The 25,953-nt window shown below is 70.4% G+C and carries 30 protein-coding genes; 12 read left to right on the forward strand and 18 right to left on the reverse strand.

What is annotated here, in order from left to right; all coding sequences use genetic code 11:
* Positions 1-8 precede the first annotated feature (8 nt).
* A complete protein-coding gene (locus ACFY1H_RS38265) occupies positions 9-1,415 on the forward strand; it encodes a wax ester/triacylglycerol synthase family O-acyltransferase (RefSeq protein ID WP_386954737.1) in 1,407 nt (468 codons plus the stop codon).
* Complete coding sequence (locus tag ACFY1H_RS38270; protein WP_366579722.1) at positions 1,412-1,903, forward strand: DUF6912 family protein; 492 nt, start codon at positions 1,412-1,414, stop codon at positions 1,901-1,903. The genes ACFY1H_RS38265 and ACFY1H_RS38270 overlap by 4 nt, the downstream gene beginning before the upstream one ends.
* Before the next feature lie 161 nt (positions 1,904-2,064).
* Here ACFY1H_RS38270 and ACFY1H_RS38275 read toward each other — a convergent pair whose 3' ends face one another.
* Complete coding sequence (locus ACFY1H_RS38275; protein ID WP_386954740.1) at positions 2,065-2,781, reverse strand: TetR/AcrR family transcriptional regulator; 717 nt, start codon at positions 2,779-2,781, stop codon at positions 2,065-2,067.
* 51 nt (positions 2,782-2,832) lie between these two features.
* Here ACFY1H_RS38275 and ACFY1H_RS38280 point away from each other — a divergent pair, with 51 nt between their 5' ends.
* A complete protein-coding gene (locus ACFY1H_RS38280) occupies positions 2,833-4,365 on the forward strand; it encodes an FAD-dependent monooxygenase (RefSeq protein WP_386954743.1) in 1,533 nt (510 codons plus the stop codon).
* Positions 4,366-4,377: 12 nt separating this feature from the next.
* On the opposite strand, the gene ACFY1H_RS38285 is transcribed toward ACFY1H_RS38280, so the two are convergent.
* From ACFY1H_RS38285 to rsgA, 3 genes are all read right to left on the reverse strand, one after another.
* Positions 4,378-5,148: a hypothetical protein gene (locus tag ACFY1H_RS38285; protein ID WP_386954746.1), complete on the reverse strand. Its 771-nt coding sequence runs from the start codon at positions 5,146-5,148 to the stop codon at positions 4,378-4,380.
* 150 nt (positions 5,149-5,298) lie between these two features.
* Positions 5,299-6,186 carry a hypothetical protein gene (locus ACFY1H_RS38290; protein ID WP_386954749.1) on the reverse strand — a complete coding sequence of 296 codons (888 nt, stop codon included), beginning with the start codon at positions 6,184-6,186 and terminating at the stop codon, positions 5,299-5,301.
* Between the two features lie 157 nt (positions 6,187-6,343).
* Entirely contained in the window at positions 6,344-7,354 is a 1,011-nt protein-coding gene (gene rsgA, locus ACFY1H_RS38295; RefSeq protein ID WP_366579713.1) for a ribosome small subunit-dependent GTPase A, read from the reverse strand.
* A gap of 113 nt (positions 7,355-7,467) precedes the next feature.
* Between rsgA and ACFY1H_RS38300 the strand changes: the two genes are divergently transcribed.
* Positions 7,468-8,217, forward strand: coding sequence for an SOS response-associated peptidase (locus ACFY1H_RS38300; protein ID WP_386954752.1), 750 nt, complete (start codon positions 7,468-7,470; stop codon positions 8,215-8,217).
* Entirely contained in the window at positions 8,217-8,825 is a 609-nt protein-coding gene (locus ACFY1H_RS38305) for an alpha/beta family hydrolase (RefSeq protein ID WP_366579710.1), read from the forward strand. The genes ACFY1H_RS38300 and ACFY1H_RS38305 overlap by 1 nt, the downstream gene beginning before the upstream one ends.
* Before the next feature lie 834 nt (positions 8,826-9,659).
* On the opposite strand, the gene ybaK is transcribed toward ACFY1H_RS38305, so the two are convergent.
* Positions 9,660-10,136 carry a Cys-tRNA(Pro) deacylase gene (gene ybaK / locus ACFY1H_RS38310; RefSeq protein ID WP_386954756.1) on the reverse strand — a complete coding sequence of 159 codons (477 nt, stop codon included), beginning with the start codon at positions 10,134-10,136 and terminating at the stop codon, positions 9,660-9,662.
* Between the two features lie 189 nt (positions 10,137-10,325).
* Between ybaK and ACFY1H_RS38315 the strand changes: the two genes are divergently transcribed.
* Positions 10,326-10,952, forward strand: coding sequence for a sigma-70 family RNA polymerase sigma factor (locus ACFY1H_RS38315; protein ID WP_220244018.1), 627 nt, complete (start codon positions 10,326-10,328; stop codon positions 10,950-10,952).
* Positions 10,949-11,275 carry a mycothiol system anti-sigma-R factor gene (gene rsrA / locus ACFY1H_RS38320; protein ID WP_366579706.1) on the forward strand — a complete coding sequence of 109 codons (327 nt, stop codon included), beginning with the start codon at positions 10,949-10,951 and terminating at the stop codon, positions 11,273-11,275. Before ACFY1H_RS38315 ends, rsrA begins: the two co-directional genes overlap by 4 nt.
* Before the next feature lie 104 nt (positions 11,276-11,379).
* On the opposite strand, the gene ACFY1H_RS38325 is transcribed toward rsrA, so the two are convergent.
* Entirely contained in the window at positions 11,380-11,454 is a 75-nt protein-coding gene (locus tag ACFY1H_RS38325; protein ID WP_098515123.1) for a 50S ribosomal protein bL37, read from the reverse strand.
* 198 nt (positions 11,455-11,652) lie between these two features.
* On the opposite strand from ACFY1H_RS38325, the gene ACFY1H_RS38330 reads away from it, so the two are divergent.
* Entirely contained in the window at positions 11,653-13,173 is a 1,521-nt protein-coding gene (locus ACFY1H_RS38330; RefSeq protein WP_366579704.1) for a histidine kinase N-terminal domain-containing protein, read from the forward strand.
* On the opposite strand, the gene ACFY1H_RS38335 is transcribed toward ACFY1H_RS38330, so the two are convergent.
* Entirely contained in the window at positions 13,170-14,384 is a 1,215-nt protein-coding gene (locus tag ACFY1H_RS38335; RefSeq protein ID WP_386954760.1) for an erythromycin esterase family protein, read from the reverse strand. The two genes, ACFY1H_RS38330 and ACFY1H_RS38335, sit on opposite strands and share 4 nt — an antisense overlap.
* A gap of 113 nt (positions 14,385-14,497) precedes the next feature.
* Between ACFY1H_RS38335 and ACFY1H_RS38340 the strand changes: the two genes are divergently transcribed.
* Positions 14,498-15,199, forward strand: coding sequence for a MerR family transcriptional regulator (locus ACFY1H_RS38340; RefSeq protein WP_386955158.1), 702 nt, complete (start codon positions 14,498-14,500; stop codon positions 15,197-15,199).
* Here ACFY1H_RS38340 and ACFY1H_RS38345 read toward each other — a convergent pair.
* From ACFY1H_RS38345 to ACFY1H_RS38370, 6 genes are all read right to left on the reverse strand, one after another.
* Positions 15,186-15,911, reverse strand: coding sequence for an SDR family NAD(P)-dependent oxidoreductase (locus tag ACFY1H_RS38345; protein WP_386954762.1), 726 nt, complete (start codon positions 15,909-15,911; stop codon positions 15,186-15,188). The genes ACFY1H_RS38340 and ACFY1H_RS38345 overlap by 14 nt on opposite strands.
* Positions 15,908-16,582 (reverse strand): VC0807 family protein, encoded by a 675-nt coding sequence (locus ACFY1H_RS38350; RefSeq protein WP_386954765.1) that lies wholly within the window; start codon positions 16,580-16,582, stop codon positions 15,908-15,910. Before ACFY1H_RS38350 ends, ACFY1H_RS38345 begins: the two co-directional genes overlap by 4 nt.
* The gene (locus tag ACFY1H_RS38355; protein ID WP_386954768.1) at positions 16,582-17,541 is read right to left on the reverse strand and encodes a permease prefix domain 1-containing protein; all 960 of its coding nucleotides are present in this window, start codon (positions 17,539-17,541) and stop codon (positions 16,582-16,584) included. Before ACFY1H_RS38355 ends, ACFY1H_RS38350 begins: the two co-directional genes overlap by 1 nt.
* The gene (locus ACFY1H_RS38360; RefSeq protein WP_366579695.1) at positions 17,538-17,921 is read right to left on the reverse strand and encodes a PadR family transcriptional regulator; all 384 of its coding nucleotides are present in this window, start codon (positions 17,919-17,921) and stop codon (positions 17,538-17,540) included. The genes ACFY1H_RS38355 and ACFY1H_RS38360 overlap by 4 nt, the downstream gene beginning before the upstream one ends.
* Before the next feature lie 615 nt (positions 17,922-18,536).
* Positions 18,537-18,791 carry a WhiB family transcriptional regulator gene (locus tag ACFY1H_RS38365; protein ID WP_220247091.1) on the reverse strand — a complete coding sequence of 85 codons (255 nt, stop codon included), beginning with the start codon at positions 18,789-18,791 and terminating at the stop codon, positions 18,537-18,539.
* Between the two features lie 274 nt (positions 18,792-19,065).
* Positions 19,066-19,992 (reverse strand): diacylglycerol kinase family protein, encoded by a 927-nt coding sequence (locus ACFY1H_RS38370; RefSeq protein ID WP_366579964.1) that lies wholly within the window; start codon positions 19,990-19,992, stop codon positions 19,066-19,068.
* Positions 19,993-20,341: 349 nt separating this feature from the next.
* Here ACFY1H_RS38370 and ACFY1H_RS38375 point away from each other — a divergent pair, with 349 nt between their 5' ends.
* Positions 20,342-20,824: a hypothetical protein gene (locus tag ACFY1H_RS38375; protein WP_366579693.1), complete on the forward strand. Its 483-nt coding sequence runs from the start codon at positions 20,342-20,344 to the stop codon at positions 20,822-20,824.
* A 14-nt stretch (positions 20,825-20,838) separates the two neighbouring features.
* Here ACFY1H_RS38375 and ACFY1H_RS38380 read toward each other — a convergent pair whose 3' ends face one another.
* Both ACFY1H_RS38380 and ACFY1H_RS38385 read right to left on the reverse strand, forming a co-directional pair.
* The gene (locus ACFY1H_RS38380; protein WP_366579691.1) at positions 20,839-21,321 is read right to left on the reverse strand and encodes a GNAT family N-acetyltransferase; all 483 of its coding nucleotides are present in this window, start codon (positions 21,319-21,321) and stop codon (positions 20,839-20,841) included.
* 4 nt (positions 21,322-21,325) lie between these two features.
* Positions 21,326-21,916 carry an acid phosphatase gene (locus ACFY1H_RS38385; protein ID WP_366579689.1) on the reverse strand — a complete coding sequence of 197 codons (591 nt, stop codon included), beginning with the start codon at positions 21,914-21,916 and terminating at the stop codon, positions 21,326-21,328.
* Between the two features lie 86 nt (positions 21,917-22,002).
* Here ACFY1H_RS38385 and ACFY1H_RS38390 point away from each other — a divergent pair, with 86 nt between their 5' ends.
* A complete protein-coding gene (locus ACFY1H_RS38390; protein ID WP_386954773.1) occupies positions 22,003-22,497 on the forward strand; it encodes a hotdog fold domain-containing protein in 495 nt (164 codons plus the stop codon).
* Positions 22,498-22,595: 98 nt separating this feature from the next.
* Positions 22,596-24,215, forward strand: coding sequence for a GMC oxidoreductase (locus tag ACFY1H_RS38395; protein ID WP_386954775.1), 1,620 nt, complete (start codon positions 22,596-22,598; stop codon positions 24,213-24,215).
* A gap of 4 nt (positions 24,216-24,219) precedes the next feature.
* Here ACFY1H_RS38395 and ACFY1H_RS38400 read toward each other — a convergent pair whose 3' ends face one another.
* The 3 genes from ACFY1H_RS38400 to ACFY1H_RS38410 form a co-directional block, all read right to left on the reverse strand.
* Positions 24,220-24,663 (reverse strand): MarR family winged helix-turn-helix transcriptional regulator, encoded by a 444-nt coding sequence (locus ACFY1H_RS38400; protein WP_386954778.1) that lies wholly within the window; start codon positions 24,661-24,663, stop codon positions 24,220-24,222.
* Positions 24,660-25,073: an SRPBCC family protein gene (locus tag ACFY1H_RS38405; RefSeq protein ID WP_386954781.1), complete on the reverse strand. Its 414-nt coding sequence runs from the start codon at positions 25,071-25,073 to the stop codon at positions 24,660-24,662. Before ACFY1H_RS38405 ends, ACFY1H_RS38400 begins: the two co-directional genes overlap by 4 nt.
* Positions 25,074-25,139: 66 nt before the next feature.
* Entirely contained in the window at positions 25,140-25,748 is a 609-nt protein-coding gene (locus tag ACFY1H_RS38410; protein ID WP_386954783.1) for a dTDP-4-dehydrorhamnose 3,5-epimerase family protein, read from the reverse strand.
* Between the last annotated feature and the right edge of the window lie 205 nt (positions 25,749-25,953).

A 25,953-nucleotide genomic window follows, 5' to 3' on the forward strand; every position in this document is an offset into this window, starting at 1 on the left:
ATCGGCTCATGCCCGACCGCCTGTCCGCGCTCGACGCCTCGTTCCTGTACGTCGAGGACCACGCGACCCCGATGCACGTCGGCGGCGTGGCGATCTTCGAGCGCCCGCGCAGCGGGTTCGACTACGCGCAGCTGCTCGACCTCATCGGCTCGCGCCTGCCGTTCCTGCCGCGCTACCGCCAGCGCGTGCTCGACGTCCCCGGGCACCTCGCCCGGCCCGTGTGGGTGGACGACGTCGACTTCGACCTCAACTACCACGTCCGCCGCTCCGCCCTGCCCCAGCCGGGCACCGACGAGCAGCTGTTCGACCTGGTCGCGCGCCTGATGTCGCGCCGGCTCGCGCCCGAGCGCCCGCTGTGGGAGGCCTACTTCGTCGAGGGGCTGACCGGCGACCGCGTGGCGCTGGTGACCAAGACGCACCAGTCCGTTGTGGACGGTATCGGCACCATCGACCTCGGCCAGCTCATCCTCGACGACGCCCCGGCGCCGCCCGAGCCGTACGAGGACACCTGGACCCCGCGGCGCGAGCCGAGCCGCGCGCAGCTGGTGTTCGACGCCGTCAGCGAGGCCGTGCAACGCCCCGGTGAGCTGGTGGAGAACGTCCGCTCCGCCACCAACGACGCGCTGACGTCGGTCGGCAAGGTCGCCGAGACGCTGGGCGACGTGGCGTCCACGCTGCGCACGGTCGTCAACCCGGCGCCGCAGGGCCCGCTCAACGTGCGCGTGTCCGGCGGCCGGCTGTTCTCAGTGGTGCGCACGCGGCTGGAGGACTACCGCAAGATCCGCGCGGAGCACGGCGGGACCGTCAACGACGTCATCCTCACCGCGATCACCGGCGCGCTGCGCGAATGGCTCCTTTCGCGCGGGGTGAACCTCACGTCGACGGCCACCGTGCGCGCGCTGGTGCCCATGGCCGTGCGCGACAAGGACACGGCCGAGTACTCCACCCCGGCGCTGGTCGGCAACCAGGTGGCGGCCTACCTCGTCGACCTGCCGGTGGGCGAGCCGAACCCCGTGCTGCGGCTGCAGCACGTCGGCCACGCGATGACCGAGCACCTCGACTCCGGCCGTTCCGTCGCCGCGCGCGGCCTGCTGAAGGTGAGCGGCTTCGCCCCGGCGACGCTGCATTCGCTCGGCGCGCGGGCCGGCGGCTCGCTGTCGGGCCGGATCTTCAACCTCATGATCACCAACTCGCCGGGGCCGCAGGAACCGGTGTACGCGGGTGAGGCGAAACTGATCGAGATGTTCCCCGTGATGCCGCTGATGCGCACCCAGGCGCTGGCGATCGGGGTCACGTCCTACCACGGCGGTGTCTACTTCGGACTCAACGGCGACCGCAAGGCCGCGTTCGACGTCGACCTGCTCGGCGGGATGATCGAAGAAGCGTTGGAAGAGCTGAAGGGTGCGCACTGGTGAGGGTCTACATTCCGGCGACGATCGCGATGCTTCGCGAACTCGAGTCGAACGGCGAGTTTCGCGCTCGCAGTGGGACGGCGTTCGCGTTGACGCCCGCGCTGCGGGAGGCGTATGTGAGTGGCTCTGATGAGGAGCTGGAATATGCGGCGTTGCTGGACGCTGCGCGGGCGTCGCTGCGGTTGATCAATGCCGAGGAGAAGGGCGAGCCTCGGCGGGCGGTGGTGTCCGCTGATGTGGACGGGGTGACGTTGCGGGCGGATCTTGATGCTGCTGTTGTGCGGTTGGGTGGGCCGGTTGCCCTCTCGCAGATTGCGGCGATTCATGTGGATTCCGCCGAGGCGGCGGACGCGGTTGCGGCGGCTGCGGCGGTGATCGATGCTGCGGATTTGGGGGATGAGGACGCGGAGTTTGTGCTGGGGGATGCGGAGGATCATGAGTTGGCTTGGTATGCGCCGCAGGAGTTGCCGTTTTTGTTGGAGTTGATGTAGTCCTTTTTTTGGGGGGTTGGGGGACTTCAAAGACAAAAGAGTGTCCTCGCCGGACGGGCAGGTCGACGAGATGGCGGAGAGGCCGCCCACTTGTGGGGGTTGGGGTGAGGTCGCCTCTGTCTGTTGTGGACGGAGGTGTGTCGAGTGCGTTTTGTTGCCTGCTAGTGGGTTGTTAGGCCGTTGATCATCAGAGTCACCGTGAAGTCGAAGCGGGAGTGGCCGTCGCCGGCGGTGAGTTCGGTGGCGTGGCGGGTGGTGTGGGGGAATTGGGCGGCGGGTAGGGATGCCAGGCGGTGGCGGAGTTCGTCGCGGTCTTGGACCCAGGTGGTGTCGTCGTGGGGGGAGTGGTGGTGGGCGATGGAGAGTTCGAGGCAGTAGGACGCGACGTAGAGCAGGAGTGCGTCGATGGCCCACGCGGCGGGTTGGGGGGCGACGCCGCCGGTGAGCAGGATGGCCAGTAGGCCTTCGTTGATGCGGACGGCTTGCAGGTCGGTGGGGACCATGGCGAAGGCGGCGGCGGAGATGCCGGGGTATTTCAGGTACTGGTCGCGTAGTTGTTCGCAGACGTCGCGGATTTGGTGGCGCCACTCGTCGGCAGACGGGGTGGGGAGCGTGAGCTCGGAGCAGAGGCGGCCGATGAGCAGGTCGCCGAGGTCGGCTTTGTTGACGACGTGGTTGTAGAGCGACGCGGGGCCGGTGTCCAGGGCGTCGGCGAGGCGGCGCATGGTCAGGGCCTCGTAGCCGTCGCGGGCGATCACCTCGAGCGCTGTGTCGATGACCTGTTCCACGATCGCTGTCTTGCGGCGGCGCCGTGGTCGGCTGTCGGCCTGGAGGGTCGGCGGCTGGTGGCGCGCCGCGCGTCGCTCGCGGGGGTTCACGAGGGATCAGCGTAGTTGACACGAACAACGTTCGTAAGTAGAACATTGTTCGTGTCTGATGAGCGCGTGGACGTGATCGTGGCCGGGGCTGGGCCGGTGGGCCTGGTGCTCGCCGCAGAGCTGGCGCTGGCCGGGGCGAAGGTGCAGGTCCTCGAGCGGCTGGCCGAGCCTGACGCGGCCGCGAAGGCCGGCGCGATCAACGTGCCGACGGCCGAGGCGCTCGACCGGCGAGGGTTGCTGCCCGCGGCCGAGCGGGTGCAGCGGGAGATGCTCGGGCAGGTGGGGTCGTTCGCGCGGCTGGTCGAGAAGCGGGACGGGCCGCGGTTCACCGGCCACTTCGCGGGCATGGTGCTCGACGCCGACCTCGTCGACTGGGCCGATCCCGACCTCGCCGCCCACACCGCCGTCGACGGGGCGCGGCTCGTGCCGCAGCGGGAGCTGGAGGCGCTGCTGGCCGAGCACGTCGCGCGGCTCGGCGTGCCGGTGCGGCGGGGGGTGGAGGTCACCTCGCTCGAGGACACCGACGACGGTGTGGTCGTGGGTACGACGGCCGGCCCGGTGCGCACGGCGTGGCTGGTGGGCTGCGACGGCGGGCACAGCGTGGTCCGCCGCCTTGCCGGCATCGACTTCCCCGGCACCGCCCCCGAGCTCACGGGGCGGCTGGCGGTCGCCGACATCGCCGACCCGGAGAAGCTCGCCGACGGCTGGGTGTCGTCGGCCGCGGGCGCCTACCGCTGCGGCCCGCAGCCCGGCCGCGTGACCACCGTCGAGTTCGACGGCGGGCCCGCCGACCGCGCCGCGCCCGTCACGCTGGAGGAGGTGCAGGGCAGTCTGCGCCGCGTCTCCGGCACCGACGTCACCCTCACCGCCCTGCGCGGCACGGCCACGCGCTGGACCGACAACACCCGCCAGGCCGCCGCCTACCGCCGCGGCCGCGTGTTCCTCGCCGGCGACGCCGCCCACGTCCACCCGCCCTTCGGCGGCCAGGGGCTCAACCTCGGCGTCGGCGACGCGATGAACCTGGGCTGGAAACTGGGCGCCGTCATCGCCGGCTGGGCGCCCGACGGCCTGCTCGCCACCTACGACGCCGAACGCCGCCCCCTCGGCTCCTGGGTCCTCGACTGGACGCGCGCCCAGATCGGCGTCCTGCGCGGCGACGCCAAGTCGGCCGCGCTGCGCACCGTCGTCGCGGACCTGCTCGCCACCCCCGACGGCGCCACCCACGCGGTCAAGAAGATCTCCGGTGTCGCCCAGCGCGTCGACCTTCCCGGCGACCACCCGCTGATCGGCCGCTACGCCCCGGACGTGTGGCTATCCGACGGCTCCCGCCTCGCCGACCACGCCCACTCCGGCGGGTTCGTGCTGCTCGACCGGACTCCCGACGGCGCCTTCTCGCGCCTCACCGCGCCGTGGTCCACTCGCGTCACGACCGTTCCCGACGGTCCTGCCGCCCCGGCCGGCCTCCTGCTCCGCCCGGACGGTGTCGTCGCCTGGGCCACGGACACGCCCGACCCGGCCGGTCTCGCCTCGGCCCTGCAGCAATGGGCGGGCGCGCCCTCACCCGACCACGCGCCGGTGGCCTGAGGACGGCGCGCGTCAGCCGCCGACGAGCGTGCCGACCTGGTCCGCCGCCGGGGCCGTGACGTTCACCGGCGCGCCCCACGCCGAGTAGCGCGCCGTGATGCGGGCGCTGCCCTGGCCGCCGGCACCGCGCAGGACGGGAGACAGGTCGAGGACCAGTTGCAGGGGCCGGTTTTCACCGTCGAGCCACAGGTCGAGGGGGACCTTCGTGTCGCCCAGCTGCGCGTCGGCCGGGAGGCCCGCGGGGAGTTCGGCGCCGAGGTGGGCCAGGTCGACGTCGACGCGGTAGTGGGCGGCGTCGGTGCCGTCGAGGGTCGTCGAGTCGCTGGACGTGAGCGTGCCCGCGGTGCGGACCTGTTCGAGTGTCCGCGCGGGGTCGTTCTGCTCGGCGAGCTGCGCGAGGCTGCCGCCGAGGACCTGGGAGAACGGGTCGCTGCCGTCGGGCGACACCTTCACCCAGGGTTTGCGGCCCGTCACCTGGTCGAGGGCGCTCGGGGGGACCTTCGCGTACAGCGTCTGGGCGACCAGGCGCAGCTCCAGCGGCTCGCCGACGTAGTCGGTGGTCATCTGCAGCGCCGTGCCGCCGGGGCCGAACTCGGCCTCACCCTGGCCGTGGGACACGAGGGCGCCCGCGGCGACGTCGGTGGTGAACTTCGCGGAGTGGCCGGCGTTCGTCGCCGCGACGGCCGCGTCGGCCAGGGCACGCGCGTCGGAGAACCGCTCGGGCGAAGCCGAACACCCGCCGATCACGAGCAGCGCGGCGCACGCCACGGCCGTCCTGCGCATCCGGAAAACCCCGTCCTGACCGGCGGAAAGAGACCCTACAAAAGCACAGGCGCATCCGAAGACCCGTTCGGGGGAAGCGGCACTACCCGTAGTAATGCGAAGGGCGCCCCGACGGTTGTCGAGGCGCCCTTCGCGTCAAACAGCGAGCGGTCAGCCGCCCATGTGCTTCGAGATCTCGCTCATGTCCGTGACCTGGTCGGCCGGCGGAGCGGTGACGTCGACCGGGATGCCCCAGTCGCTGTACTTGACGAGGATCTTGCCGGAACCCGCGGCCGAGGCCGGCACACCCAGCGCCTTCATCATGTCGCTCTCGTCCATGGTGATCTGGAGCGGGAGCTGGTCCTTGTTGAGCCAGATCTCGGCCGGCATCTTGATGTTCTTGCCCTGGAGCAGTGCCTTGGCCTGGTCCCGGGACTCGGCCGGGACGCTGTCCAGCATCTTGTCGATGCTCTTGGCGACGTCGATCTCGACCTTGTAGTGGTTCACCGGCTGGCCGTCCAGCGTGGTCTGGTCGGAGCTGATGATCCGGCCGGCCTGGCTGATCTGGTCGAGGATCTTCGTCGGGTCACTCTGCTCGGAAGCCTGCGACATGCTGCCGGAGAGGGCCTTCGAAAGCGGGTCGTCGGAGTCCGGCGAGATCTTCACCCACGGCTTGTCGGTGCCCATCTGCGCGGCCTCCGCGGCCGGGAGCTTCATGTACATCGTCTTGTCGATGAGACGGATCTCGCTCTGCTGACCGTCGGTGGTCGTCGTCATTGACATCTTCAAGTTGGCCGGGTCGTAGGACATGACGCCCTCGGCCGTCGTTTCCTTGCCGCCGATCGACATGGTCATCGACATCTTCGACGACTTCGACTTCGACGTGCCCTGCTTGGACGCGCTCGCCAACTCGAGCACGTTCGCGAACGGTGCGGCGATCCCCGAGGCGGCCTTGTCGCCCGCCGGCGCCGCGGCGCCGTTCTCAGCCTTCGAACCACAGCCCGTCAGCACGAGCGCCATGGCGGCGCCCGCAGCGACAACGAAAGTGGTTTTGCGCATGCAATCCCCCTATGAAGGTCATTACTCCACCCGCAGTATCGCTGGATCGGGGCAACGGTTACGCCCTTCAGGTCACGATTTGGGTGACGAATCACCCGATGTGCCGTCCACCTGCGGAGTAATCATGGGACGCGCGGTGACCGTCGCCGGTTCCCGCCTACTCCGCGCCACCCGCTCGTGACACCAGCAGCCGCCGCAGCGACGCGAGCCGCTCGGCGCTCGCGCGGCCTTCGGTGACGACGGCGTCGAGCGCACAGTTCGGGTCCTCCGGCGGGCCGAGGTGGCCGCAGTTGGTGGGGCACTCCTCGGCGGCCTCGGCGAACTCCTCGAAGGCGTTCACGATGTCGTCGGCGGTCACGTGTGCCAGGCCGAACGACCGCACGCCCGGCGTGTCGACCACCCAGCCGCCGCCCGCCAGGGGCAGCGGCAGCGCGACGGCCGCCACGGACGTGTGCCGGCCCTTGCCGACGGAGCTGACGACGCCCGTGGCCAGCGCGGCGTCGGGCACCAGGCGGTTGACGAGCGTGGACTTGCCGACGCCGGAGTGCCCGACCAGCGCCGTCACGCGGCCTTCGAGGCGTTCGGCCAGGCCTTCGGGCTTCTCGTCGTGGCGCGTGACGATGGCCGGCACATCGAGGCCCGCGTAGCTCGCGAGCAGCTCGTCGGGGCTGGCCAGGTCGGCTTTCGTGAGGCACAGCACGGGCTCGAGCCCGCCCGCGTAGCAGGCGACCAGGCAGCGGTCGATGAACCCGGTCCGCGGCGGGGGATCGGCGAGCGACGTGACGATCAGCAGCTGAGCGGCGTTGGCGACCACCACGCGCTCGTACGGGTCGGTGTCGTCGGCGGTGCGGCGCAGCACGCTGGTGCGCTCGTCGACGCGGACGATGCGCGCGAGCGTGTCCGGCAGGCCCGAAACGTCGCCGACCAGGGCGACCATGTCCCCGACGACCACGGAGACCCGCCCCATCTCGCGGGCGCGCATGGCCGTGACCACGCGTTCGGGGTCGGCGTCCACCGCGCACGTCCAGCGGCCGCGGTCCTTGCCGATCACCATGGCGGTGACGGCGTCGGCGTGCTCGGGCCGGCGTTTGGTCCGGGGCCTGGTGCCCTTGCCGGGGCGAACCCGCACGTCGGATTCGTCCAGCTTGCTCCAGTCGCCTCGCGCCAAACCGCCCACCGTCCTCCCGGTCCGTCCTGCCTGGTCGAAATGATCCCATGCCGGTCGCGCCCGGCCCGGCCTGCGTGTAACGATGGCGTCTTGAGAGGTGCGAGGAGGCTGGCATGTGCGGCCGTTACGCGGCGACGAAGGACCCCGCGAAGCTGATCGACGAGTTCGCCGCGGTCGACCTGACCGACGGTGCCGCGCGCGAGGACTACAACGTCGCTCCGACGAAGAACGTCGTCACCGTGGTCCAGCGCCACCCCCGCGACGCCGACGGGCAGGTGCTCGAGGACGAGCCCGCCGAGCGGTCGCTGCGGATCATGAAGTGGGGCCTCGTGCCGTTCTGGGCGAAGGACCCCTCCGTCGGCTCGCGCATGATCAACACGCGCGCCGAGACGGCGGCTGAAAAGCCTGCGTTCAAACGGGCTCTGAAGTCGCGCCGCTGCCTGGTGCCGGCCGACGGCTGGTTCGAATGGCGCCGCACGGGCAAGGAGAAGGAGCCGTTCTACATGACGGATCCGTCCGGCGCGTCGCTCGCGTTCGGCGGGATCTGGGAGAGCTGGCGCCCGAAGGACGGCTCGCCGGACGAGCAGCCGCTGATCACCTTCTCGATCATCACGACCGACGCCGAGGGCCAGCTGCGGAGCATCCACGACCGCATGCCGCTGATCGTCCCGCGCGAGCACTGGGACGGCTGGCTCGATCCCGATCAGTCCGCCGTGGACGGTCTGCTCGTGCCGACGCCGCCGGACTTCGTCGAGTCGCTCGAACTGCGCCCGATCTCCACGCTGGTCAACAACGTCCGCAACAACGGCCCCCAGCTGCTCACGCGCACCGAACCCTCGGTGGACTCGGACGCGCTGTTCTGATGACCACCCTCGAGATCGACACCCCCCACGGCCCCGCACGCGCCGAGCTCCACTGCGCGAAGGACGGCGCGGCGGTCCTGCTGCTGGGCCACGGCGCCGGCGGGGGAATCGGGGCGAAGGACCTGGTCGCGGTCGCGCGGGCCGCGAAGGCGGCCGGGGTGCACGTGGCTCTGGTTGAACAGCCGTACCGGGTGGCGGGACGCCGGGCTCCCGCGCCGGCGAAGCAACTGGACGCCGCTTGGCTGGCCGTGGCGGACGAGCTGTCGGCACACTTCGACGACCTGCCGCTGGTGTTCGGCGGCCGTTCTTCGGGCGCTCGGGTGGCTTGCCGGACTGCTTCGGCCGGTCAGGCCGTGGCCGTGTTGTGCCTGGCGTTTCCCGAGCACCCGCCGGGCCGGCCGGAGAAGACGCGCCAGCCGGAGCTGGACGCGGTGGAAGTGCCGACCCTGGTCGTCCAGGGCGAGCGGGACCCGTTCGGCCGCCCCGCGGCGGGCCCGCACCACGAGGTGGTCATGGTCTCGGGTGACCACACCCTGTCGGCCGACCTGGACGCGGTGTCGCGCGCTGCGGCGGAGTGGCTGGGGCGGGTGTTGAGGCCGCACCTCTGACAGGTGATGGCTGCTGTTTGTTCATGGACTGGGGTGGCAGGTAGGCCGGTCATGTTGCGATGGCGGTGGGCCCGGTCATCGGTTGTTGTGGTGGGTGGGCCTGAGTCGTGATGGCCGATCGGCCCGGTCATGAGTTGTGGTGGCGAGCGGGCTGGCCCTTGCGTGGGTTGCATGGGCCGGACCGTGTGTCGTGGCCTGCTCTCGGCAGTGGGTTACGGCAGTTGTCCACAGGTTTCCCCAGTTGTGGACAACTCGGCCCTCGTGGCGGGTTACCACCGGTTTTGTCGGAGGGGGCCGGTAGAATGGAACGAGGGACGCCCCCGGGAGGGTGGGGGTTTGTCCGGCGGTGAGGTAGGGCCGGCGCAACCGGTGAAGTGACCCGGAGGAATCGGCAGTCGGCCGGCGAAGCGTCGAGGTCCGGACCTGCAGCGGTCTCGTCAGACGGCCGCTCGACCAGCGATCGGAGCGTCAGGCCGAGACCCGCCAAGCAGCGGCTCGATCGGCGAGACGGCCCGGCGAAAACCGCTCAGCCGGCGACCGAAGCCTCGAAGACCGGGCCGGCACAACCGGTGAAGTGACCCGGCGAGAGCTGTGAAGCGGCCCGGCGGGAGCCGTGAAGTGACCCGGCGGGAGCTGTGAAGCGGCCCGGCGGGAGCCGTGAAGTGACCCGGCGGGAGCTGTGAAGTGGCCCGGCGGGAGCTGTGAAGTGACCCGGCGGGAGCCGTGAAGCGGCCCGGCGGGAGCCGTGAAGTGACCCGGCGGGAGCCGTGAAGCGGCCCGGCGAGAGCTGTGAAGCGGCCCGGCGGGAGCCGTGAAGCGGCCCGGCGAAAGCCCTCAGCCGGCGATCGGAGCCACCACAGCCCCCGTCAACCGCACCAGATCGCCAGGCGCCAGTTCCACCTCGAGACCCCGGCGCCCGGCCGAGCAGTACACCGTCGGAAACTCCGAAGCCGACGAATCCACCACCACCGGCAGGCGGCTGCGGTGCCCCAGCGGTGAAATTCCTCCGAGGACATACCCCGTGGCCCGCTGAGCAGCCGCCGGGTCGGCCATCCGGGCCTTCTTGCCGCCGGCCGCGGCGGCCAGGGCTTTCAGGTCCAGTGACCCGGTGACCGGCACCACGCCCACCGTCAGCTTGCCGTCGACGTCCGCCACCAGTGTCTTGAAGACGCGCGCCGCCTCCAGTCCCAGGGCCTCGACGGCCTCCAGGCCGTAGGACTCGGCGCGCGGGTCGTGGTCGTACGAGTGCAGCGTGTGCGCCACCTTGTGTTTCGTCAGCAGCGCCGTCGCCGGTGTTCCCTTGCCCGCCATGGGATCGGAGTCTACGAAGGTCTCGGGAATGGACGCCCGCCACGTTCTGTTGAAAGAAACGTGACCACGACGCTTACCACTGCCCGCCCTCGTAGGCGCAGCACCGAGCAGGGCCTTCCGAGCCCCCGCGTAAACTCGGCGTTGCCGTATGCGCAGAAGCGCATCGACGCCGAACGGGAAGGGAACGGTTTGCCGAGCACCCCGAACACCGCGCCGGAGACGGCGGCCGACGAGCTGGAGCTGGCGGAGCGCTTCGAGCGCGACGCGATGCCACTGCTCGATCAGCTGTACTCGGCCGCGATGCGGATGACGCGGAACCCCTCCGACGCCGAGGACCTGGTCCAGGAGACCTACCTCAAGGCGTACGCGGCGTTCGCCTCCTTCAAGGCCGGCACGAACCTCAAGGCGTGGATGTACCGCATCCTCACCAACACGTACATCAACGGCTACCGCAAGCGTCAGCGGCAGCCGGTGCAGCAGCCCACCGAGGAGATCACCGACTGGCAGATCGCCAAGGCGGAGAGTCACACCTCCAGCGGGCTGCGCTCGGCCGAGGTCGAGGCGATGGACAACCTCCCCGACGCCGACGTGAAGCAGGCGCTGCAGAAGCTGCCCGAGGAGTTCCGGCTCGCCGTCTACCTGGCTGATGTCGAGGGCTTCGCGTACAAGGAGATCGCCGAGATCATGGACACGCCGATCGGCACCGTGATGTCCCGTCTGCACCGCGGTCGCGCGCAGCTGCGCGACCTGCTGGCCGACGTCGCGCGCGAGCGCGGCTTCATCCGCGGTGACCGCGAGGAGGTGGCGAAGCGATGAGCACGGGTGACGCGCCGGAGACCGAGGACAAGGTCCGCTGCGAAGAGGCGCTTTCGGAGATCTACCTGCTCCTCGACAAGGAGTGCAGCCCCCTGCGTGACGCCGAGCTGCGGCGCCACATCGAGGACTGCCCGCCGTGCCTCGAGGAGTACGGCATCGACGAGCAGATCAAGGAGCTGCTGCACCGCAAGTGCGGCGGTGACCTGGCGCCGGCGGAGCTGAAGAGCCGCCTGCGCGCCTCGATCCGCCAGACCGTGGCCACCCGTGGCGGCGTGACGGTCGAGCGCACCGAGATCACCGTCGAGCAGCGCACCGGCGAGTGACCCACGCTCTGAGCACGACAGCTCTGAAGGCGACAGTCTTCTGAAGACGACGACGGCCCCCGTACCAGCTGGTGCGGGGGCCGTGTCGCGTCCGGACGCCGGAATCAGGCGTTGGGCTTCTTGCCGTGGTTCGCGCCGTTCTTCTTGCGGTCGCGACGCTTGCGGGCGCGCTTCGACATGCTTCACTCCTCGTATTCACACCGGATGGCCCGGGTGCGGGGTGCCGGAGCACCTGCCGGGCTCGGGTCAACCGCTCCAGTGTGTCATGCGTGCCCCGGCTCACCTGCGGCGCCCGTGCTGATCGGCGCCCGCTCTGGTTTGATGGGCGGATGACCGGAGGAACCGCGCACCACGCACTCGTGGTCGCCGAGTAGCTCGTGTCCACGCTTTCCGACCTGCTCGCCGAGAACACCGGCCTCCCGGGCGAGGCAGCCGACCACCTGCAGACCGTCGTCGCGGAGTGGCAGCTGCTGGCCGACCTGTCGTTCGCCGACTTCCTGCTCTGGGTCCCCGTCGCGAAGGACCTGCAGCCCGAGGGCGGCGATTTCGTGTGCGTCGCGCACGCCCGCCCCACGACAGCGCCCACCGCGCACCCCGAGGACGTCGTCGGCACGCGCTTCACCGTCGCCGAGCACCCGGAGCTGGCGAAGGCCGTGCGCGAGCGGAAGATCGGCCGCGAGGAAGACCCGCACTGGTACCGCGACCTGCCGATGCGCCGCGAAGCCGTGCCCGTGAGCTTCGGCGGTGAGGTGATCGCCGTGCTGAGCCGCGAGACGAACCTGGCCGCGCCGCGCGTGCCGAGCCCGCTGGAGATCGCGTACCTGGGCAGCGCCGGCGACCTGTGCCAGATGATCGTCGACGGCACGTTCCCGCCCTCGGGCGGCAACCAGACCGACACCCACACCAGCCCCCGCGTCGGCGACGGTCTCATCCGCCTCGACCCGAGCGGCACCGTCGTGTTCGCCAGCCCCAACGGCCTGTCCGCCTACCACCGCATGGGCCACGAGTCCGACCTGGTGGGGCAGCGGCTGGCGCCGTTGACGCGTTCGCTGATCCGCGACCCGTTCGACGCCACCGAGGTCTCCCACCGCATCATCGAGGCCCTCGACGGCAAGCCCTCCACCCGCACGGAGGCCGATTCGCGCCGCGGCGCCGTGGTGCTCTTCCGCGCGCTGCCGCTGCGCCCGTCCGGCCAGGCGGCCGGCGCGCTCGTGCTGGTCCGCGACGTCACCGAGGTCAAGCGCCGCGACCGCGCCCTGCTGTCCAAGGACGCGACGATCCGCGAGATCCACCACCGCGTGAAGAACAACCTGCAGACCGTCGCCGCGCTGCTGCGGCTGCAGTCGCGCCGCACGACGAGCGAAGAAGCCCGCCTCGCGCTCGGCGAGTCGGTGCGGCGGGTCTCGTCGATCGCGATGGTCCACGAGGCCCTGTCGATCTCCGTCGACGAGCGCGTGGACCTTGACAAGCTGCTCGACAACGTCCTGCCGATGGTCGGCGAGGTCGCCACCGCCGAGTCGCAGGTGGGACTCACGCGCAAGGGCTCGTTCGGCATCGTCATCGCCGAGATCGCGACGCCGCTGGTGATGGTGCTGACGGAGCTCGTGCAGAACGCCATCGAGCACGCCTTCCCGCAGGGCCGCCCGGGCAAGGTCGAGATCATCGTCGAACGCTCCGCGCGCTGGCTCGACGTCCTCATCCGCGACAACGGCCGCGGCCTGCCCTCGGGCTTCTCGCTGGAACGCAGCGACGGCCTCGGCCTGCAGATCGTGCGCACGCTGGTGGAATCGGAACTGCGTGGGTCCCTGTCGCTGCGCAAGGTGCGCACCGACGCCAGCGGCGCGCGCGTGCCGGGCACCGAGGCCGCGCTGCGCATCCCCCTTTCCCGCCGGCTCTAACGCCAGTACTCGACGCGCTGCCCGTCGGTGTCGGCCACGAAGATCACGGCGTCGGCGCCGTCGAGCTGGGCGGGGCTCAGCGGGAGGTGGCCGGGCAGGATCGGCTCGCCCGTGCCGGTCGACGTGGGCAGCGCCGCGCGCAGGGCCGGCGCCGGGAAGAAGGCGCGACGCGTGGTCGCCGCGGTGAGCTCGCCCTGAAGCGTGCCGGGTTCCGCGTGCGGGTTCGCGTCGGTGGCGACAAAGACGTAGCTCTCGCCCAGCGTCAACGCGACGAGGGCACCCGCGCTGCCCCACGACGCCTCCTCCGGGCCCATCTGCATGGTGGACGGCACGCGCTGCAGGTGCACGTTGTGCGCGAACACCAGGCTCGGACCGCGGTCCCGTTCCTGGGAGACCATCGCGAGCAGGTTCTCCGCCATCATCTCGGCGCGCAGGCTGAGCAGGGTCCCGAACCGATCGGGCGCGGCGAACGCCATCGCCGCGTGGTAGCGGAGCAGGCCCACCGCGGTGCGTGCGTACGCGGCGGCGAGGCGGTACCCGGCCGGGTCGGTGGGCTGCAGCACGGGCGCCGCGCGGTGCAGGGCGCTCGCGAGGTCGTCCGCGACGATCCGCAACGCGCGGGCGCGATCGGAGCCGCCGATGGACGCGGCCGCGTCGTACATGGCCTGCTCGTTCGTCCAGTCGTCGTCCTCGCCGAGCAACGCGTCCACGTCGTGGATCGAGGCCGGCCGCAACGCCGGGGGCAGGTAGTCGATCACGGCCGTCAGCGCGCGCCGCGGGCTCGGCGCCGAGGTGGTTTCCGTCGGCGCGTCGAAGCCGTGGAACCGCACCTGGTCCTCGGGGGCGCGGCCGGCGTTGTGCTCGCGCAGCCACTCGACGAGCTCCCGGTTGCCCGGCACGCGACCGAACCAGTGGCTGAAGCCGGTTTCCAGCACCTCGTCGACGTCGCCGGCGCCACCCGTCACGTAGTCGTCGACCACGGACGCGGCGAAGACGTCGATCTCCAGCGAGATCGACCGGTAGCCCCGCTCGACGAGGAGGGCGAGAAGTTCGTTGCGCAGCAAGGGAAACGCGCGGATCCCGTGCGTCGGCTCGCCGAGCGCGAGCAGCGTGGGCGCGGCCCCGGCGAGCAGTTCGTCGACGGCGCGGCCCAGGCTCGCCGCGTCGCCGATTTCGCGGCCGATCCCGCGCAGGGTGGTGGCGGTGGACATGGATAACCCCTTCCCGAGAAACCTGTCCTCGACCGTATCGTTGAAGAATCGAGGGAAACTTCGCCGCGATTCACCTGGTCTTCAAGACTCAAAGCCTCAAACGGAGGTTCACCCTGCGACCGATCGACCTCGCCCGGGAGCACGGGTTGTCCGCCCAAGCCGTCCGCAACTACGACGACGCCGGTGTGCTCCCGCCCACCGAACGCAGCGACACCGGCTACCGCCGCTACACGCCGCTGCACGCGCAGGCCCTGCGGGCGTTCCTCGCGTTGCGGGCGGGCCACGGGCATCAGCCGGCGGTGGAAATCATGCGCTCGATCCACCGCGGTGACACCGAGTCCGCCTACCGGCTCATCGATGCCGCGCACGTCGCCCTGCTCGCCGAACGCGACACCCGCACCGAGGTCGCGACGGCGCTGGGCACCTTGTCCGCGGCTCCGGCGCCGTTCCCCGGCCCGCCGCTGACCGTCGGCGAGCTCGCCCGCCGCCTCGACGTGCACCCGGCGACGCTGCGCGCCTGGGAAACCGAGGGAATCCTTCGCCCCGAACGAGACCGGGCCACCGGTTACCGCGAATACGGCCCGGACTGCGTCCGCGACGCCGAGATCGCCCGGCAGCTGCGCCGCGGCGGCTACCTGCTGCGTCAGGTCGCGCAGTTCCTCGAGTCCTTGCGCGAAGCGGGCGGGTCCGATGCGTTGAGCGCCTTCCTCGACGCCTGGCAGCACCGGCTCACCGCCCGCAGCCGCGCCTTGCTCGGCGGCGCCGCCCAGCTCGACGCCTACCTCACCTTGCGCGACTCGGTCACGCCTGGCTGAGTTCGACCACCGGGAACTCGACGCGTTCCGGTGCCCGCCCGGCCTGCAGCATCCACGCTTCCCCGGTGCCCTCGCCCGCGGCGATCGCCGCGACGGCGGACGCGATTTCCGCCGGAGAAGCCACGGCCAAGCCATTCGCCACGAGCGTGTCCTTCAGCCCGCCGATCATCCGCGTCTCCACGAACCCCGGGCACACGGCGTTGAGCGTGATCCCCGAATCCGCGCAGGCCGGGGCCAGCGACCGCACCAGCCCGATGATCGCGTGCTTGCTCGCCGAGTACACCGGGTCGAACGTCGCCGGCGAGATGCCGGCGAGGCTCGACGTCACGACGATCGCGCCTCCGCCGTGAGCCCGCAGCGCCGGGACGGCGGCCCGCAGGCCGAACATCGTGCCGTCGACGTTCACCGCCAACGTGCGGCGATAGCGCTCCAGGTCGAAGTCGTCGAGCCCGCCCGCGCCGCCGGTCCCGGCGTTGAGGTGCACCACGTCGAGCCCGCCGTACTCGGCCACCGCCGCGGCCACGGCGGCTTCGTTGTCCTCGGGCCGCGTGACGTCGGTGCGCACGAACCGGCCCCCGACCTCGGCGGCGACCTCAGCGCCGGCGGCCTCGTCGACGTCGGCCACCACCACCCGCGCGCCCTCGGCCGCGAAGTGCCGCGCCACGGCGGCACCGATACCGCTCGAACCCCCGGTGATCAGAACGACGGTCATGGCAACGATTCCTCTCCGACTTCGGCCGCGATCGCGGCGGCGACACTCTTGCGCCGGGCGTAGACCCGCGTGGCGACCTCGAGCGCGAGGTACACCGCCACGTACTGCAGCCCGCTGATCAACGGCACCCGGTCCACCGGCAGCGCGTACGCCAGCACCACGCGCACCCCGGCGTCGAGCACGAGCACCACCCCCCACATCGCGGTGGTCACGCGCAGCACGTGGCGGTAGGTGGGCGAGCCGAGCCAGTTCCGCTCCATGCGTTCCCGCGCCGCCTGGCCGAGGAACGACCGCAGCACCTGGTACAGGAACGGTGTCCGCAGCAGCGTCGCCAGCATCCAGAGCCCGGCGGCCGCGGTCATCCAGCCGTCCTTGGCCAGCAGGAACCGCGGGCTGCCGGACAGGAAGGAAGTCGCGACGCTCAGCACCAGGATGCTCAACGTGAACACCGCGAGCGTGTCCACGCGCCGCTTCGTGACCACGGTCTGCACGGCGCGCACGGCCGGCGGGACCACACCCGCCAGCAGCGCCAGCCACTGGTTCACGCCGAGTGCGCGCAGCCCGTAGAAGAGTGCGGCCGGGGCGATGAGGTTGATGGCGAGGTTGACGATCAGCTCCCGGCGCAGTTCCGGGGGAGTGGTGGGCTTTTCGGGAGGGGCGAGCGTGGCCATCATCGGACCTCGATCCGCTGACGGTCGCGGTGGCGCCAGGTCTTGGCGAGCACGGCGACGGTGACGGCGGCCAGGACGACCAGCGCGAGCCAGCCGATCCAGCTGCCGGTCGCGGTGAAGACGTTGCCGAGCGCCGGGTTGAGCACGCGCGCTTCGAGGAACAGGTACGCGAGCGGTCCCGTCGCGGCGAGGATGAGCACAGTGCCGGCGACGGCCGTTGCGAGCGTCCAGCGGCCCAGGCGCAGGTTCGCCACCGCCAAAGCGAGCGAAAGCACCAGCACGACAACGAAGAACAGCACCCAGAACCCCCACAACGCGGGGTCGAGCACCGGAACCCGTGTGCCGGACGCCGTGGTCACGAGCAGGGCCGAGCGCTGCACGAACAGCGCCACCACCAGCAGGACCGCCAGCACGATCCCGCTGACGACCTCGTTCCACGTGGTGGTCGCGGTGGCGTCGGAGAACGGGAGCTGGTCGGGTTTCCAATCCTCGTCGGGTTCCCCGGGACCGCGCTCGCTGCCGAACCGATCGACGAGTACATAAAGGACGGTGACCCCCGTGAACAGGTACACCGCGGCGGTCAGCGTCACGCCCAGGGGCGAAAAGATCGCCGCCGCAACGTTTTCGCCGCGCACCCAGTGCCCGATCGCGTTCACGAGGTAGGTGATCGGCAGCACGGTCGCGCTCAGCAGCCGCATCGCCTTGGCGTAGTTCGGGTAGGTGGCCGGCCCGATCAGCACGGTCGCCTTGTCCGCGTACCGCGTCGCCAGCTGCGCCGGGTCGCCGAGCTCGGCCAGCGCCGCGTACTCGGCCTGGCCCGGGCTTTCCCCGAGCGAGACGCGGGCTTCGACGTCGTCGGCGATCGCGGCGCGCAGCTCGCGGTCGATCTCGCCGCGGTGCTTGCCCGAGACGTGCCGCACGGTGGCGGCCACGTATCGGTCGGTGAGTGTGGTGCTCATGGTTGTTCCCCCAGTTCGGTGTCTGCTTCGGTGTTCGGCTCCGGTTCCGCTTCGGTGTCCAGCCGGCTCAGCGCGGTGTCGATGGCGCGCCACTCCTTCTGCAGCTCCCGCGCGAGCTGCAGCCCGTCGCGGCTCGTGCGGTAGAACTTCCGCGGCCGGGTGCCCGAGGTGTCCCACTCGCTGGTCAGCAGCCCTTGAGCCTCCAGGCGGCGCAACAGCGGGTACAGCGTGTTGGCCGGCGCGGGCACCCCCGCGCGCTCCAGTGCGTCGAGCAGTCCGTAGCCGTACCCGGGCTTCTGCAGTGCCAGCAGGCTCGCCAGCACGACCGTCCCCCGCCACAGCTCCTGCCGATGCGCGTCCAGCAAGTCGGTGTCTTTCACGCTCACCACGATAGTGTGTGAGACACAGTATCGTCAAACGGCAATGCTGTGCGAGGTGTCAGGGTGTGTGAGAGAGGGGTGCGGCGAGAGGTGGGTCGCGTCCCGTTCAGGATTCGTTCGGGAAACGTTCAACCGGCGGGTAACCGCTCACCGGGAACTCGGTCGGCGGAGCGAGTTCACGCCGACGCGAGGAAGGGCGAAACGCGAAAGATCTTCTACCCCAGGGCAATCGGGCGGCGGGGTCAGTCCACAACGGACGGCGGGTGATGGGCCGGCGGCGCCGAAGAGGGCGCGGCGAAGACGCCACGACGCGCTCAAGGGATGTGGCGACGGTCCCGCCATCGCCGCGGGCGGGACGGTACGAACCGTGCGCGCCAAAAGAACCCGGACATGCCGAAGGGCCGGTACCGAACGAATCGGTACCGGCCCTCACGACGTTCCGCGGGAGGACTTGTTCAGTCCTGGTGAGGTGCAGTGCACCCGGGTGCGGGTGGTTTCACCTCGGTTGTTACGCTTAAACCGGATGGGTATCGCCCCAAGTCGGAGGCGGAGGGGACAAGAAAAGTCCCCTGCGACAAATCCAGTTCAGGGTTTGGTGCTTCTGAGCCTTCAGGCTCAGGCGATGGTACGCGTGCCGATCTGCGTACGGCGGCGCTTGAGCGCGCGTCGCTCGTCCTCGCTCATGCCGCCCCACACGCCGGCGTCCTGGCCGCTGGCCAGAGCCCAGGCCAGGCAGTCGGAAGCGACGGTGCAGCGGTGGCACACGGCCTTCGCCTCGGAGACCTGCAGCAGAGCCGGACCGCTGGTTCCCACCGGGAAGAACAGCTCGGGGTCCTCGTCTCGGCAGGACGCGTCGTGGCGCCAGTCCATGTTCGTGAGCTCCTTCATAGCGGCGCGGGAGGGCCGCGCCACAGTCGTCATGGCGGTCGTGTTTTTGGGTGCTTGTGAATGCTTTCACGAAGCACCGCGTTCGACAAGGGTTTCCCGAAGATCGGTGAGTCAGCTCACCCGGCCGAGCGACGCCTCTGACCTGCGGTTTCTGTCTGAAACGGACCACCCGGCGGAAGCGCGATGCGGTGAGCGGAGGTTCTGCGTCGACGAGCGGCAAAATGCACTTTGCCGCAGGCGATCAGTGGTCGGACCGTCACACGATTACTGTGAGTGCATCCGGAACGCTGTGGAATTCCACTCGCGTCCGCTGCCCGACGAGGTCGCCGTCGACCTGGAAGTTCACCGGTTCAGCTGCGTCGATGCGGATCATCGGCACGTCGTCGTGGCGCACCAGGTGCCGCCCGTGCTGGTCGCTCTTCGTGAGCAAAGCTTGGCGTACATGAGTGAACACGGTGGGCAACCGCAGACCGTTCAACGCGAACAAGCCCAATCCCGTCTCGAACGAGCAACCCGAGTTGAGGTGGACGGCGCGATCACCCAGGTAGGTCCACGGATCGGTGTTGGACACGAACGCGGTCACGACCTCGGCGGGTTCTTCGCCCGGGATCCGCACTGTCAGGGCCGGCCGGCCCAGCGGCGGCCGGAAGTAGGAGCGCACTGAGGCCTGGAGGTAGAGCGCCGCGCTCGTTTCCTTGCCCCGGCGTTTCGCGACGCGGCCCACCACGTCGGCGTCCCAGCCGAGCCCGGCGTTGAAGGTGAACCAGTGTCCGTCGGCGAGCCCGAGGCCGATGCGCCGGCGCCGGTCGTTCTCGAGCGCGTTCAGTAGTTGGTGCGTCGCCTCGACGGGATCCACGGGAAGGCCGAGGGCGCGCGCGAACACGTTGGCCGAGCCGCCGGGCACCACGCCGAGCATCGGGACGCACCCGAGCTCGCCCGGGTTTCCGGTGGAATCCGCGAGCAGGCCGTTGACGACCTCGTTGACCGTGCCGTCGCCGCCGTGGGCCACGACCAGGTCGAAGCCGTCGCGGGCCGCCGAGCGCGCCACGGCCATCGCGTGGCCGCGGTAGTCCGTCTCGACGACGTCGAGCTTCAGCTGGCTGGCCAGCGCGTGCGCCAGCACGTCCCGGCCACCGGCGGTGGTCGAGGTGGCCTGCGGGTTCACGACGAGGATGGCGCGCACTTCCGCAGCGTAGGTGACGTTCACCCGGCGCGAGAACCTTCGACGGCACAAGGTGACGCGAAGCTCAGCACGGTGAACGAGGCCGCAACCGCCTCGGAGGAATGCGCCAGTACTGCGTCCGGTGACCCTGTGGCGGGCGATCCTCCCTTGCGTACGGCGAACATCCGCTCGTCGTGACAAGTGCACCCGGGCCGACCGCCCGCTCATCGACGACAACCCCGATTTTCACGTGCCCGGCGCCCCGCGAAAACGGCCGACCGGGTGGCATACGATCGAAACTGCTCACCCACCGTGACCCGTGCAGGTCGGGTCGCTGTGCTCCCGCAAAGCAGCTTGGAAGGCCGCAGCCGTGTCGCTCGACGAGAACCAGCCGCCCACCCCGTTCGAGGTCCGGCTGGCCGGGATCCTCACCGCGCTGCCCGGCCTCGGGCTGCTGGTGCTGGGCGTCGTGATCCTCGTGCGCGGCCTGGGAGAACCTTCGCAGCCGGGCAACAACATCTGGGCCGAGTTCGGCACCTACGCGGTGCTGGCGATCGCGTTCCTGGCCGCGTCGGCCGGGCTGGTCCTCGGCCGGCAGTGGGCGCGTTCGCCCGGGGTCGTGGTCGCGCTGCTGCTCATGGGCGTGGGCTGGTATGTGCTCGGCCCGTCCGGCCAGCCGGCGTGGGGTGTGCCGATCGGCGTGTGCGGCCTCGCGGCGCTCGTGCTGCTCTTCCGCCGCCCGGCCCGCGCGTGGGCGCTCGGCCTGCGCGAAGGCGAGACGGAGGAAGAAGCAGCCGAACGCGGTGGCCTCGCCGGGCGCCGTGAGGAACGCGAGCGCCACGAGCGCGACTGAAGTGTCCGGCCGCGTCAGCTTTCGGCGGCGAGCGCCTTCAGCGGCGCGTCCGTGAGCCGGTAGGTGGTCCACTCGTCCTGCGGCAGCGCGCCGAGCGCCCGGTAGAACCCGACCGCCGGGTTCCAGTTCAGCACCGCCCACTCCAGCCGCTCGTACCCCTGCTCGACGCACTCGGCGGCCAGTGCCGCGAGCAGCGCCTTGCCCAGCCCCGAGCCACGCAGCTCGCTGCGCACGAACAGGTCTTCCAGGTAGATGCCGTGCACGCCGCGCCACGTCGAGAAGCTCAGGAACCACAACGCGAACCCGCCGACGCGCCCGTCCACCTCCGCGACGTGGCCGAACAACGCCGGCGCGGGACCGAACAACGCTTTGTGCAGCTGCGGCGCCTCGAGGTGGCACTCTTCGGGCATGCGCTCGAACTCGGCGAGCGCGTAGACCAGTTCCACCACGGCGTCGACGTCTTCGGGCCGGATCCGCCGGATGCGGGGGTCGGGCAAGGGTTCAGCCTTCCAGTGCGGGCAGCAGGTTCAGGTGCTCGACCTGGGGTTCGCCGCGTTCGTCGCCCAGCACGGCGATGCCGGCCGGGTCCAGTCCGAAGTGGACACCCGCCGTGGACGGCAGGCCCACCCAGCGGGCCACCAGCACGCGGCTGAAGTGCCCGTGACCCACCAGGACCACGTCGCCGTTGTCGATCTCGCGGCGCGCGCGGTCGAGGACCTTGTCGGCGCGCGCGGCCACGTCGGCCGCGCTCTCGCCGCCCGGGATCGCGTGTGTCCACACGGTCCAGCCCGGGTCCGTTTCGCGGATCTTCGGTGTGGTGACACCTTCGTACTCGCCGTAGTCCCACTCGGCGAGGTCTTCGGTGAGCTCGTCCACGCGCAGGCCGGCGAGCTCGGCCGTGCGCTTCGCGCGTTCGCGCGGGCTCGAGATCACGAGCTTGGGGCCGCCGAGCAGGGTGCGCAGGGTGCCGCCCGCCGCGCGCGCCTGGTCCTCACCCGCCGGCGTGAGCGGGATGTCGGTGCGCCCGGTGTGCCTGCCGTTGACGGACCACTCGGTCTGACCGTGCCTGAGGAGGAAGAGCCGATGTGCCACGAGCCCGAATATAGCCCCGCCCCCGTTTGCGGGCAGGTCGCCCGCTGTGCTTACCTACTGACGAGTAGGTAGGTGGGGAGGTTCCGATGGGCACGAGCCCGACGTTCGCGCTGTGGCGCCGGCTGGTGGACAAACCGGGCGGTAAGCAGCTGTTTTCCGCCGCGATGTGCTTGCGCGTGCCCTACTTCGGGACGGTGCTGCCGTCGGTGCGGCAGCTGCGTCCGGGGCACTGCTCGGTCACCGCGCCGAAGTGGTGGGGTGTCCACAACCACATCCGGACCTTTCACGCCATCGCCGCGTGCAACCTCGCGGAGATCGCGATGGGCCTGCTGGCGGAAGCGACCGTGCCGCCGTCGCACCGCTGGCTGCCCAAGGGTATGGACGTGCGGTATGTGGCCAAGGCGACCACGGGCCTGCGGGCCGTCGCCGAGTTGCCGCAGCTGCCCGAGTTCGGCGACGAGGGGTTCGACCTCCCGGTGCCGGTGCGGATCCTCGACGCGCGCGGAACGACCGTCGTCACGGCGACCATCACCATCTGGGTCACGCGGAAGAAACAGCGATCGGAGTCACTCGCCAATTGACCCGGCCGGGTGAAACTTAACGCCGTTTACTGGGCGGATGCGAATACTGCTCAATTTCGGCCTTGTCAGCTCCGGAACCGCGACGACACCATGCAGGCATGCCAGCCCTGACGCGCCGCCGGTTCCTCGGCCTCGCCGCGCTGAACACCGCCGCGGCCTTCGGGCTGACCGGGATTTCCGCCGCCACCGCCCGCGCCGCCACCAACACGCCGCTGCCCGAGTATTCGCCCGCCGTGATCATCGGGACGGGTTACGGCGCCGCGGCCACCGCATTGCGCCTCGGTGAGGCCGGCGTGCCCACGTTGATGCTCGAAATGGGGCAGCTCTGGCACGATCCGGGCCCCGACGGCAAGGTTTTCTGCGAGATGCTGAACCCCGACCAGCGCTCGATGTGGTTCAAGAATCGCACGCAGGCGCCGCTCGCGTCGTTCCTGTGGCTCGACCTCGCCAACCGCGACATCAAGCCGTACGCCGGGGTGCTCGACCGCGTGAACTACGGCGACATGTCCGTGTACCTGGGCCGCGGCGTCGGTGGCGGCTCGCTGGTCAACGGCGCGATGGCGGTGACGCCGAAACGTTCGTACTTCGAGGAAATCCTGCCGCGGGTCGACGCCGACGAGATGTACGGCAAGTACTTCCCGCGCGCCCGGGCCGGGCTCGGCGTGAACTCCGTGGACGAGCAGTGGTTCGAGACCTGCCGTTCTTACCAATACGCGCGCGTTTCCCGGAAAGCCGCGCAGAAAGCCGGGTTCACGACGACGTTCGTGCCCAGCGTCTACGACTTCTCTTACCTGGAACAGGAAGAAGCCGGCACTGTGGAACGCTCCGCGCTCGCGTCGGAAGTGATCTACGGCAACAACCACGGCAAGCGTTCGCTGGACAAGTCCTATCTCGCGGCCGCACTCGGCACCGGCCACGTGGCGATCCAGACGCTGCACGAGGTCCGCGAAATCATCCAGCAGCCCGACGGCACATACACGCTCGTGGTGCGCGAAATCGACCCGTACGGCGCGGTCGTGGCGACCAAGCACGTGAGCACCACGCACCTTTTCCTCGGCGCCGGCAGTGTCGGTTCCACGGAATTGCTGGTGCGAGCTCGGGAAACCGGCCGGCTGCCGGACCTGCCCGACGCCGTGGGTCAGGGCTGGGGCACCAACGGCAACGTGATGCTCGGGCGCGCCAACCACGTCTGGGACACCACGGGCAGCCTGCAGTCCGGCATGCCCGCGCTCGGGATCGACAACTGGAACGACCCCGTGCACCCGGTCTTCGCGGAGATCGCGCCCGTGCCGGCCGGGCTCGAGACGTGGGTGAGCCTGTACCTCGCGATCACGAAGAACCCGGAACGTGGGCACTTCACTTACGATGTGGCTTCGGATTCGGCGAAACTGCAGTGGACGGCCGCACAGGGGCAGCCGTCGATCGACGCGGCCAAGGCGCTGTTCGACAAGATCAACGCGGCCAACGTCACCATCTACCGCTACGACCTCTTCGGTGACACCCGCCCGTTCGAGAACCGCTTCACCTACCACCCCCTCGGCGGCCTCGTCCTCGGCGACGCGACCGACGACTACGGGCGTGTGAAGGGCTACCGCAATCTCTACGTGACGGACGGCTCGCTCATCCCGGGCAGCACGGGCGTGAACCCGTTCGTCACGATCACGGCCCTGGCGGAACGCAACGTGGAACGGGTGCTGGCGGAGGACGTGCTGGCCTGAGGCCTCACGTCCCGAGATCGGCCAGCGCGGAGACGAACCCGCCGGTCCGCTCGCCGAGCCCGCCGAAGAACCGCGCGTCGGCGTCTTCGACGTCGTGCAAAGCTTTCGCGACGAGCGCCGAGCCGGCTTCCGTGAGCTGCACCCGCTTCGCGCGCGCGTCGGCCGGATCGTCGGCGCGCGTGAGCAGCCCGCGGTCCGCGAGCTTGCGCACGACCTGGCTGGTCATCATCGTGTCCGTGCCGGCCTGCTCGGCGAGCTGCCGCTGCGTGGGCGGCTCGCCGGAACGCGTGAGCCACCACATGGTGGTGAGCAGCACGAACTGGACGTGCGTGAGGTCGTGCGGCGCCAGCGCGGCGCGCATCACGCGTTGCCAGGCCAGGGTGACGCGCCACAGCAGGAAGCCGGGGCTCGCGTCGGGGCCGGGCAGGCGGGACTCCGGAGCGGTCATGCCCGCAAGGATGCCTCGGCCAGCCGCGCCAGCGCGCGCATGGCGTCCGGGGTGTCCTCGGTGACGGCGGGGCCCAGCTCCGGCGGTCCGTCCACCGTCACGCGGTAGACGATGCGCGTGCCGTCGTCGGCGTCTTCCAGCCGGTGCTCGAAGACGAGCCTGGCATCGGGCAGCCGGGTTTCGTCGGTGAACCCGCGGCCGTCGTCGACGGCGGTGAGCGTGAACGGGATCGGCGGCTGGTCCGGCATCGTCATGGTGCCGCGGGTGCCCGCCTCGAACGGGCCGTCCAGCACGACTTCCCGCAGGCCTGCGTCCCATTCGGGCCAGCGGGCGGTGTCCGTCCACAGTGGCCAGACGGCCGACGCCGGCGCGGTGGTGGTCTCGGTGTGCTCGTACTCGTAAAGTGCCATGCGAGCATACTATATGCGCACATACTAAAGGGCAACGGCAAGAGTCGGGCACGAGGTGACCGAAGTTCAGTGGTGAGCCGAGCGCAGCTTCTCGTAGTACGCCGTGCAATCCGCGTACGACGGCAGGAGGCCCTGCGCCGCGGCCTCGGCCAGGGTCGGGGCGGAACGGTCCTTTTCGGACACAATAGGCGTCAGGTCCGCGGGCCACGGCAGGTCGAGCGCGGGGTCGAGCGGGCTGATGCCGTGCTCGCCCGAAGGGTTGTACGGCTCCGAGCACAGGTAGGCCATCGCCGTGTTGTCCTCGAGCGCGACGAACGCGTGGCCCAGGCCCTCGGCGACGTACACGGCGCGGAAGTCCTTCGCGTCGAGCAGGACGGCGTCCCACTGGCCGAAGGTGGGGGAGCCCGTGCGCACGTCGACGATCACGTCGAGCAGGGAGCCGGCCGGGCAGTAGACGTACTTCGCCTGACCCGGCGGTACGTCGGCGAAGTGCACGCCGCGGATGGTGCCGCGGCGGGAGACGCTGTGGTTGGTCTGGCCCACGCGCATCGGGTGCCCGGTGGCGCCCAGGAGCGCGTATTCCTGGAACGGCGCCACGAAGAGCCCGCGCTCGTCGGGGAATGCGCGCGGGGTGAACTCGTAGGCGTCGGCGACCTTCAGCGGGCGGAATTGCATGCGCTCACCTTATCGAGTGCCGTGCGGCGCGAAATGCGGGTGGCCGCGATCACTGAATCGGTTCGGAACCATTCAACAAAACCGGACGGACGTCTTGGGAATGGTGGTTTTTCGGGGGTTTTCCTCGGGAAGTCGGCGGAATCTGTGACATGAGCCGCACCGAGGGTTCGCAGCCGGAGGGGCTGCTGTCATGATTGGGAGACCG

The organism is Amycolatopsis sp. NPDC001319 (genome assembly GCF_042896185.1).
Taxonomy (GTDB): domain Bacteria; phylum Actinomycetota; class Actinomycetes; order Mycobacteriales; family Pseudonocardiaceae; genus Amycolatopsis.

Coding starts and splice junctions, on each gene's coding strand:
- ACFY1H_RS38265 (WP_386954737.1), top strand. CDS start 9: ATGCCCGACCGCCTGTCCGCGCTCGACGCCTCGTTCCTGTACGTCGAG.
- ACFY1H_RS38285 (WP_386954746.1), bottom strand. CDS start 5,148: ATGCGCAGGACGGCCGTGGCGTGCGCCGCGCTGCTCGTGATCGGCGGG.
- ACFY1H_RS38290 (WP_386954749.1), bottom strand. CDS start 6,186: ATGCGCAAAACCACTTTCGTTGTCGCTGCGGGCGCCGCCATGGCGCTC.
- ACFY1H_RS38300 (WP_386954752.1), top strand. CDS start 7,468: ATGTGCGGCCGTTACGCGGCGACGAAGGACCCCGCGAAGCTGATCGAC.
- ACFY1H_RS38305 (WP_366579710.1), top strand. CDS start 8,217: ATGACCACCCTCGAGATCGACACCCCCCACGGCCCCGCACGCGCCGAG.
- ybaK (WP_386954756.1), bottom strand. CDS start 10,136: ATGGCGGGCAAGGGAACACCGGCGACGGCGCTGCTGACGAAACACAAG.
- rsrA (WP_366579706.1), top strand. CDS start 10,949: ATGAGCACGGGTGACGCGCCGGAGACCGAGGACAAGGTCCGCTGCGAA.
- ACFY1H_RS38335 (WP_386954760.1), bottom strand. CDS start 14,384: ATGTCCACCGCCACCACCCTGCGCGGGATCGGCCGCGAAATCGGCGAC.
- ACFY1H_RS38345 (WP_386954762.1), bottom strand. CDS start 15,911: ATGACCGTCGTTCTGATCACCGGGGGTTCGAGCGGTATCGGTGCCGCC.
- ACFY1H_RS38350 (WP_386954765.1), bottom strand. CDS start 16,582: ATGGCCACGCTCGCCCCTCCCGAAAAGCCCACCACTCCCCCGGAACTG.
- ACFY1H_RS38355 (WP_386954768.1), bottom strand. CDS start 17,541: ATGAGCACCACACTCACCGACCGATACGTGGCCGCCACCGTGCGGCAC.
- ACFY1H_RS38365 (WP_220247091.1), bottom strand. CDS start 18,791: ATGGACTGGCGCCACGACGCGTCCTGCCGAGACGAGGACCCCGAGCTG.
- ACFY1H_RS38390 (WP_386954773.1), top strand. CDS start 22,003: ATGGGCACGAGCCCGACGTTCGCGCTGTGGCGCCGGCTGGTGGACAAA.
- ACFY1H_RS38395 (WP_386954775.1), top strand. CDS start 22,596: ATGCCAGCCCTGACGCGCCGCCGGTTCCTCGGCCTCGCCGCGCTGAAC.
- ACFY1H_RS38400 (WP_386954778.1), bottom strand. CDS start 24,663: ATGACCGCTCCGGAGTCCCGCCTGCCCGGCCCCGACGCGAGCCCCGGC.
- ACFY1H_RS38405 (WP_386954781.1), bottom strand. CDS start 25,073: ATGGCACTTTACGAGTACGAGCACACCGAGACCACCACCGCGCCGGCG.
- ACFY1H_RS38410 (WP_386954783.1), bottom strand. CDS start 25,748: ATGCAATTCCGCCCGCTGAAGGTCGCCGACGCCTACGAGTTCACCCCG.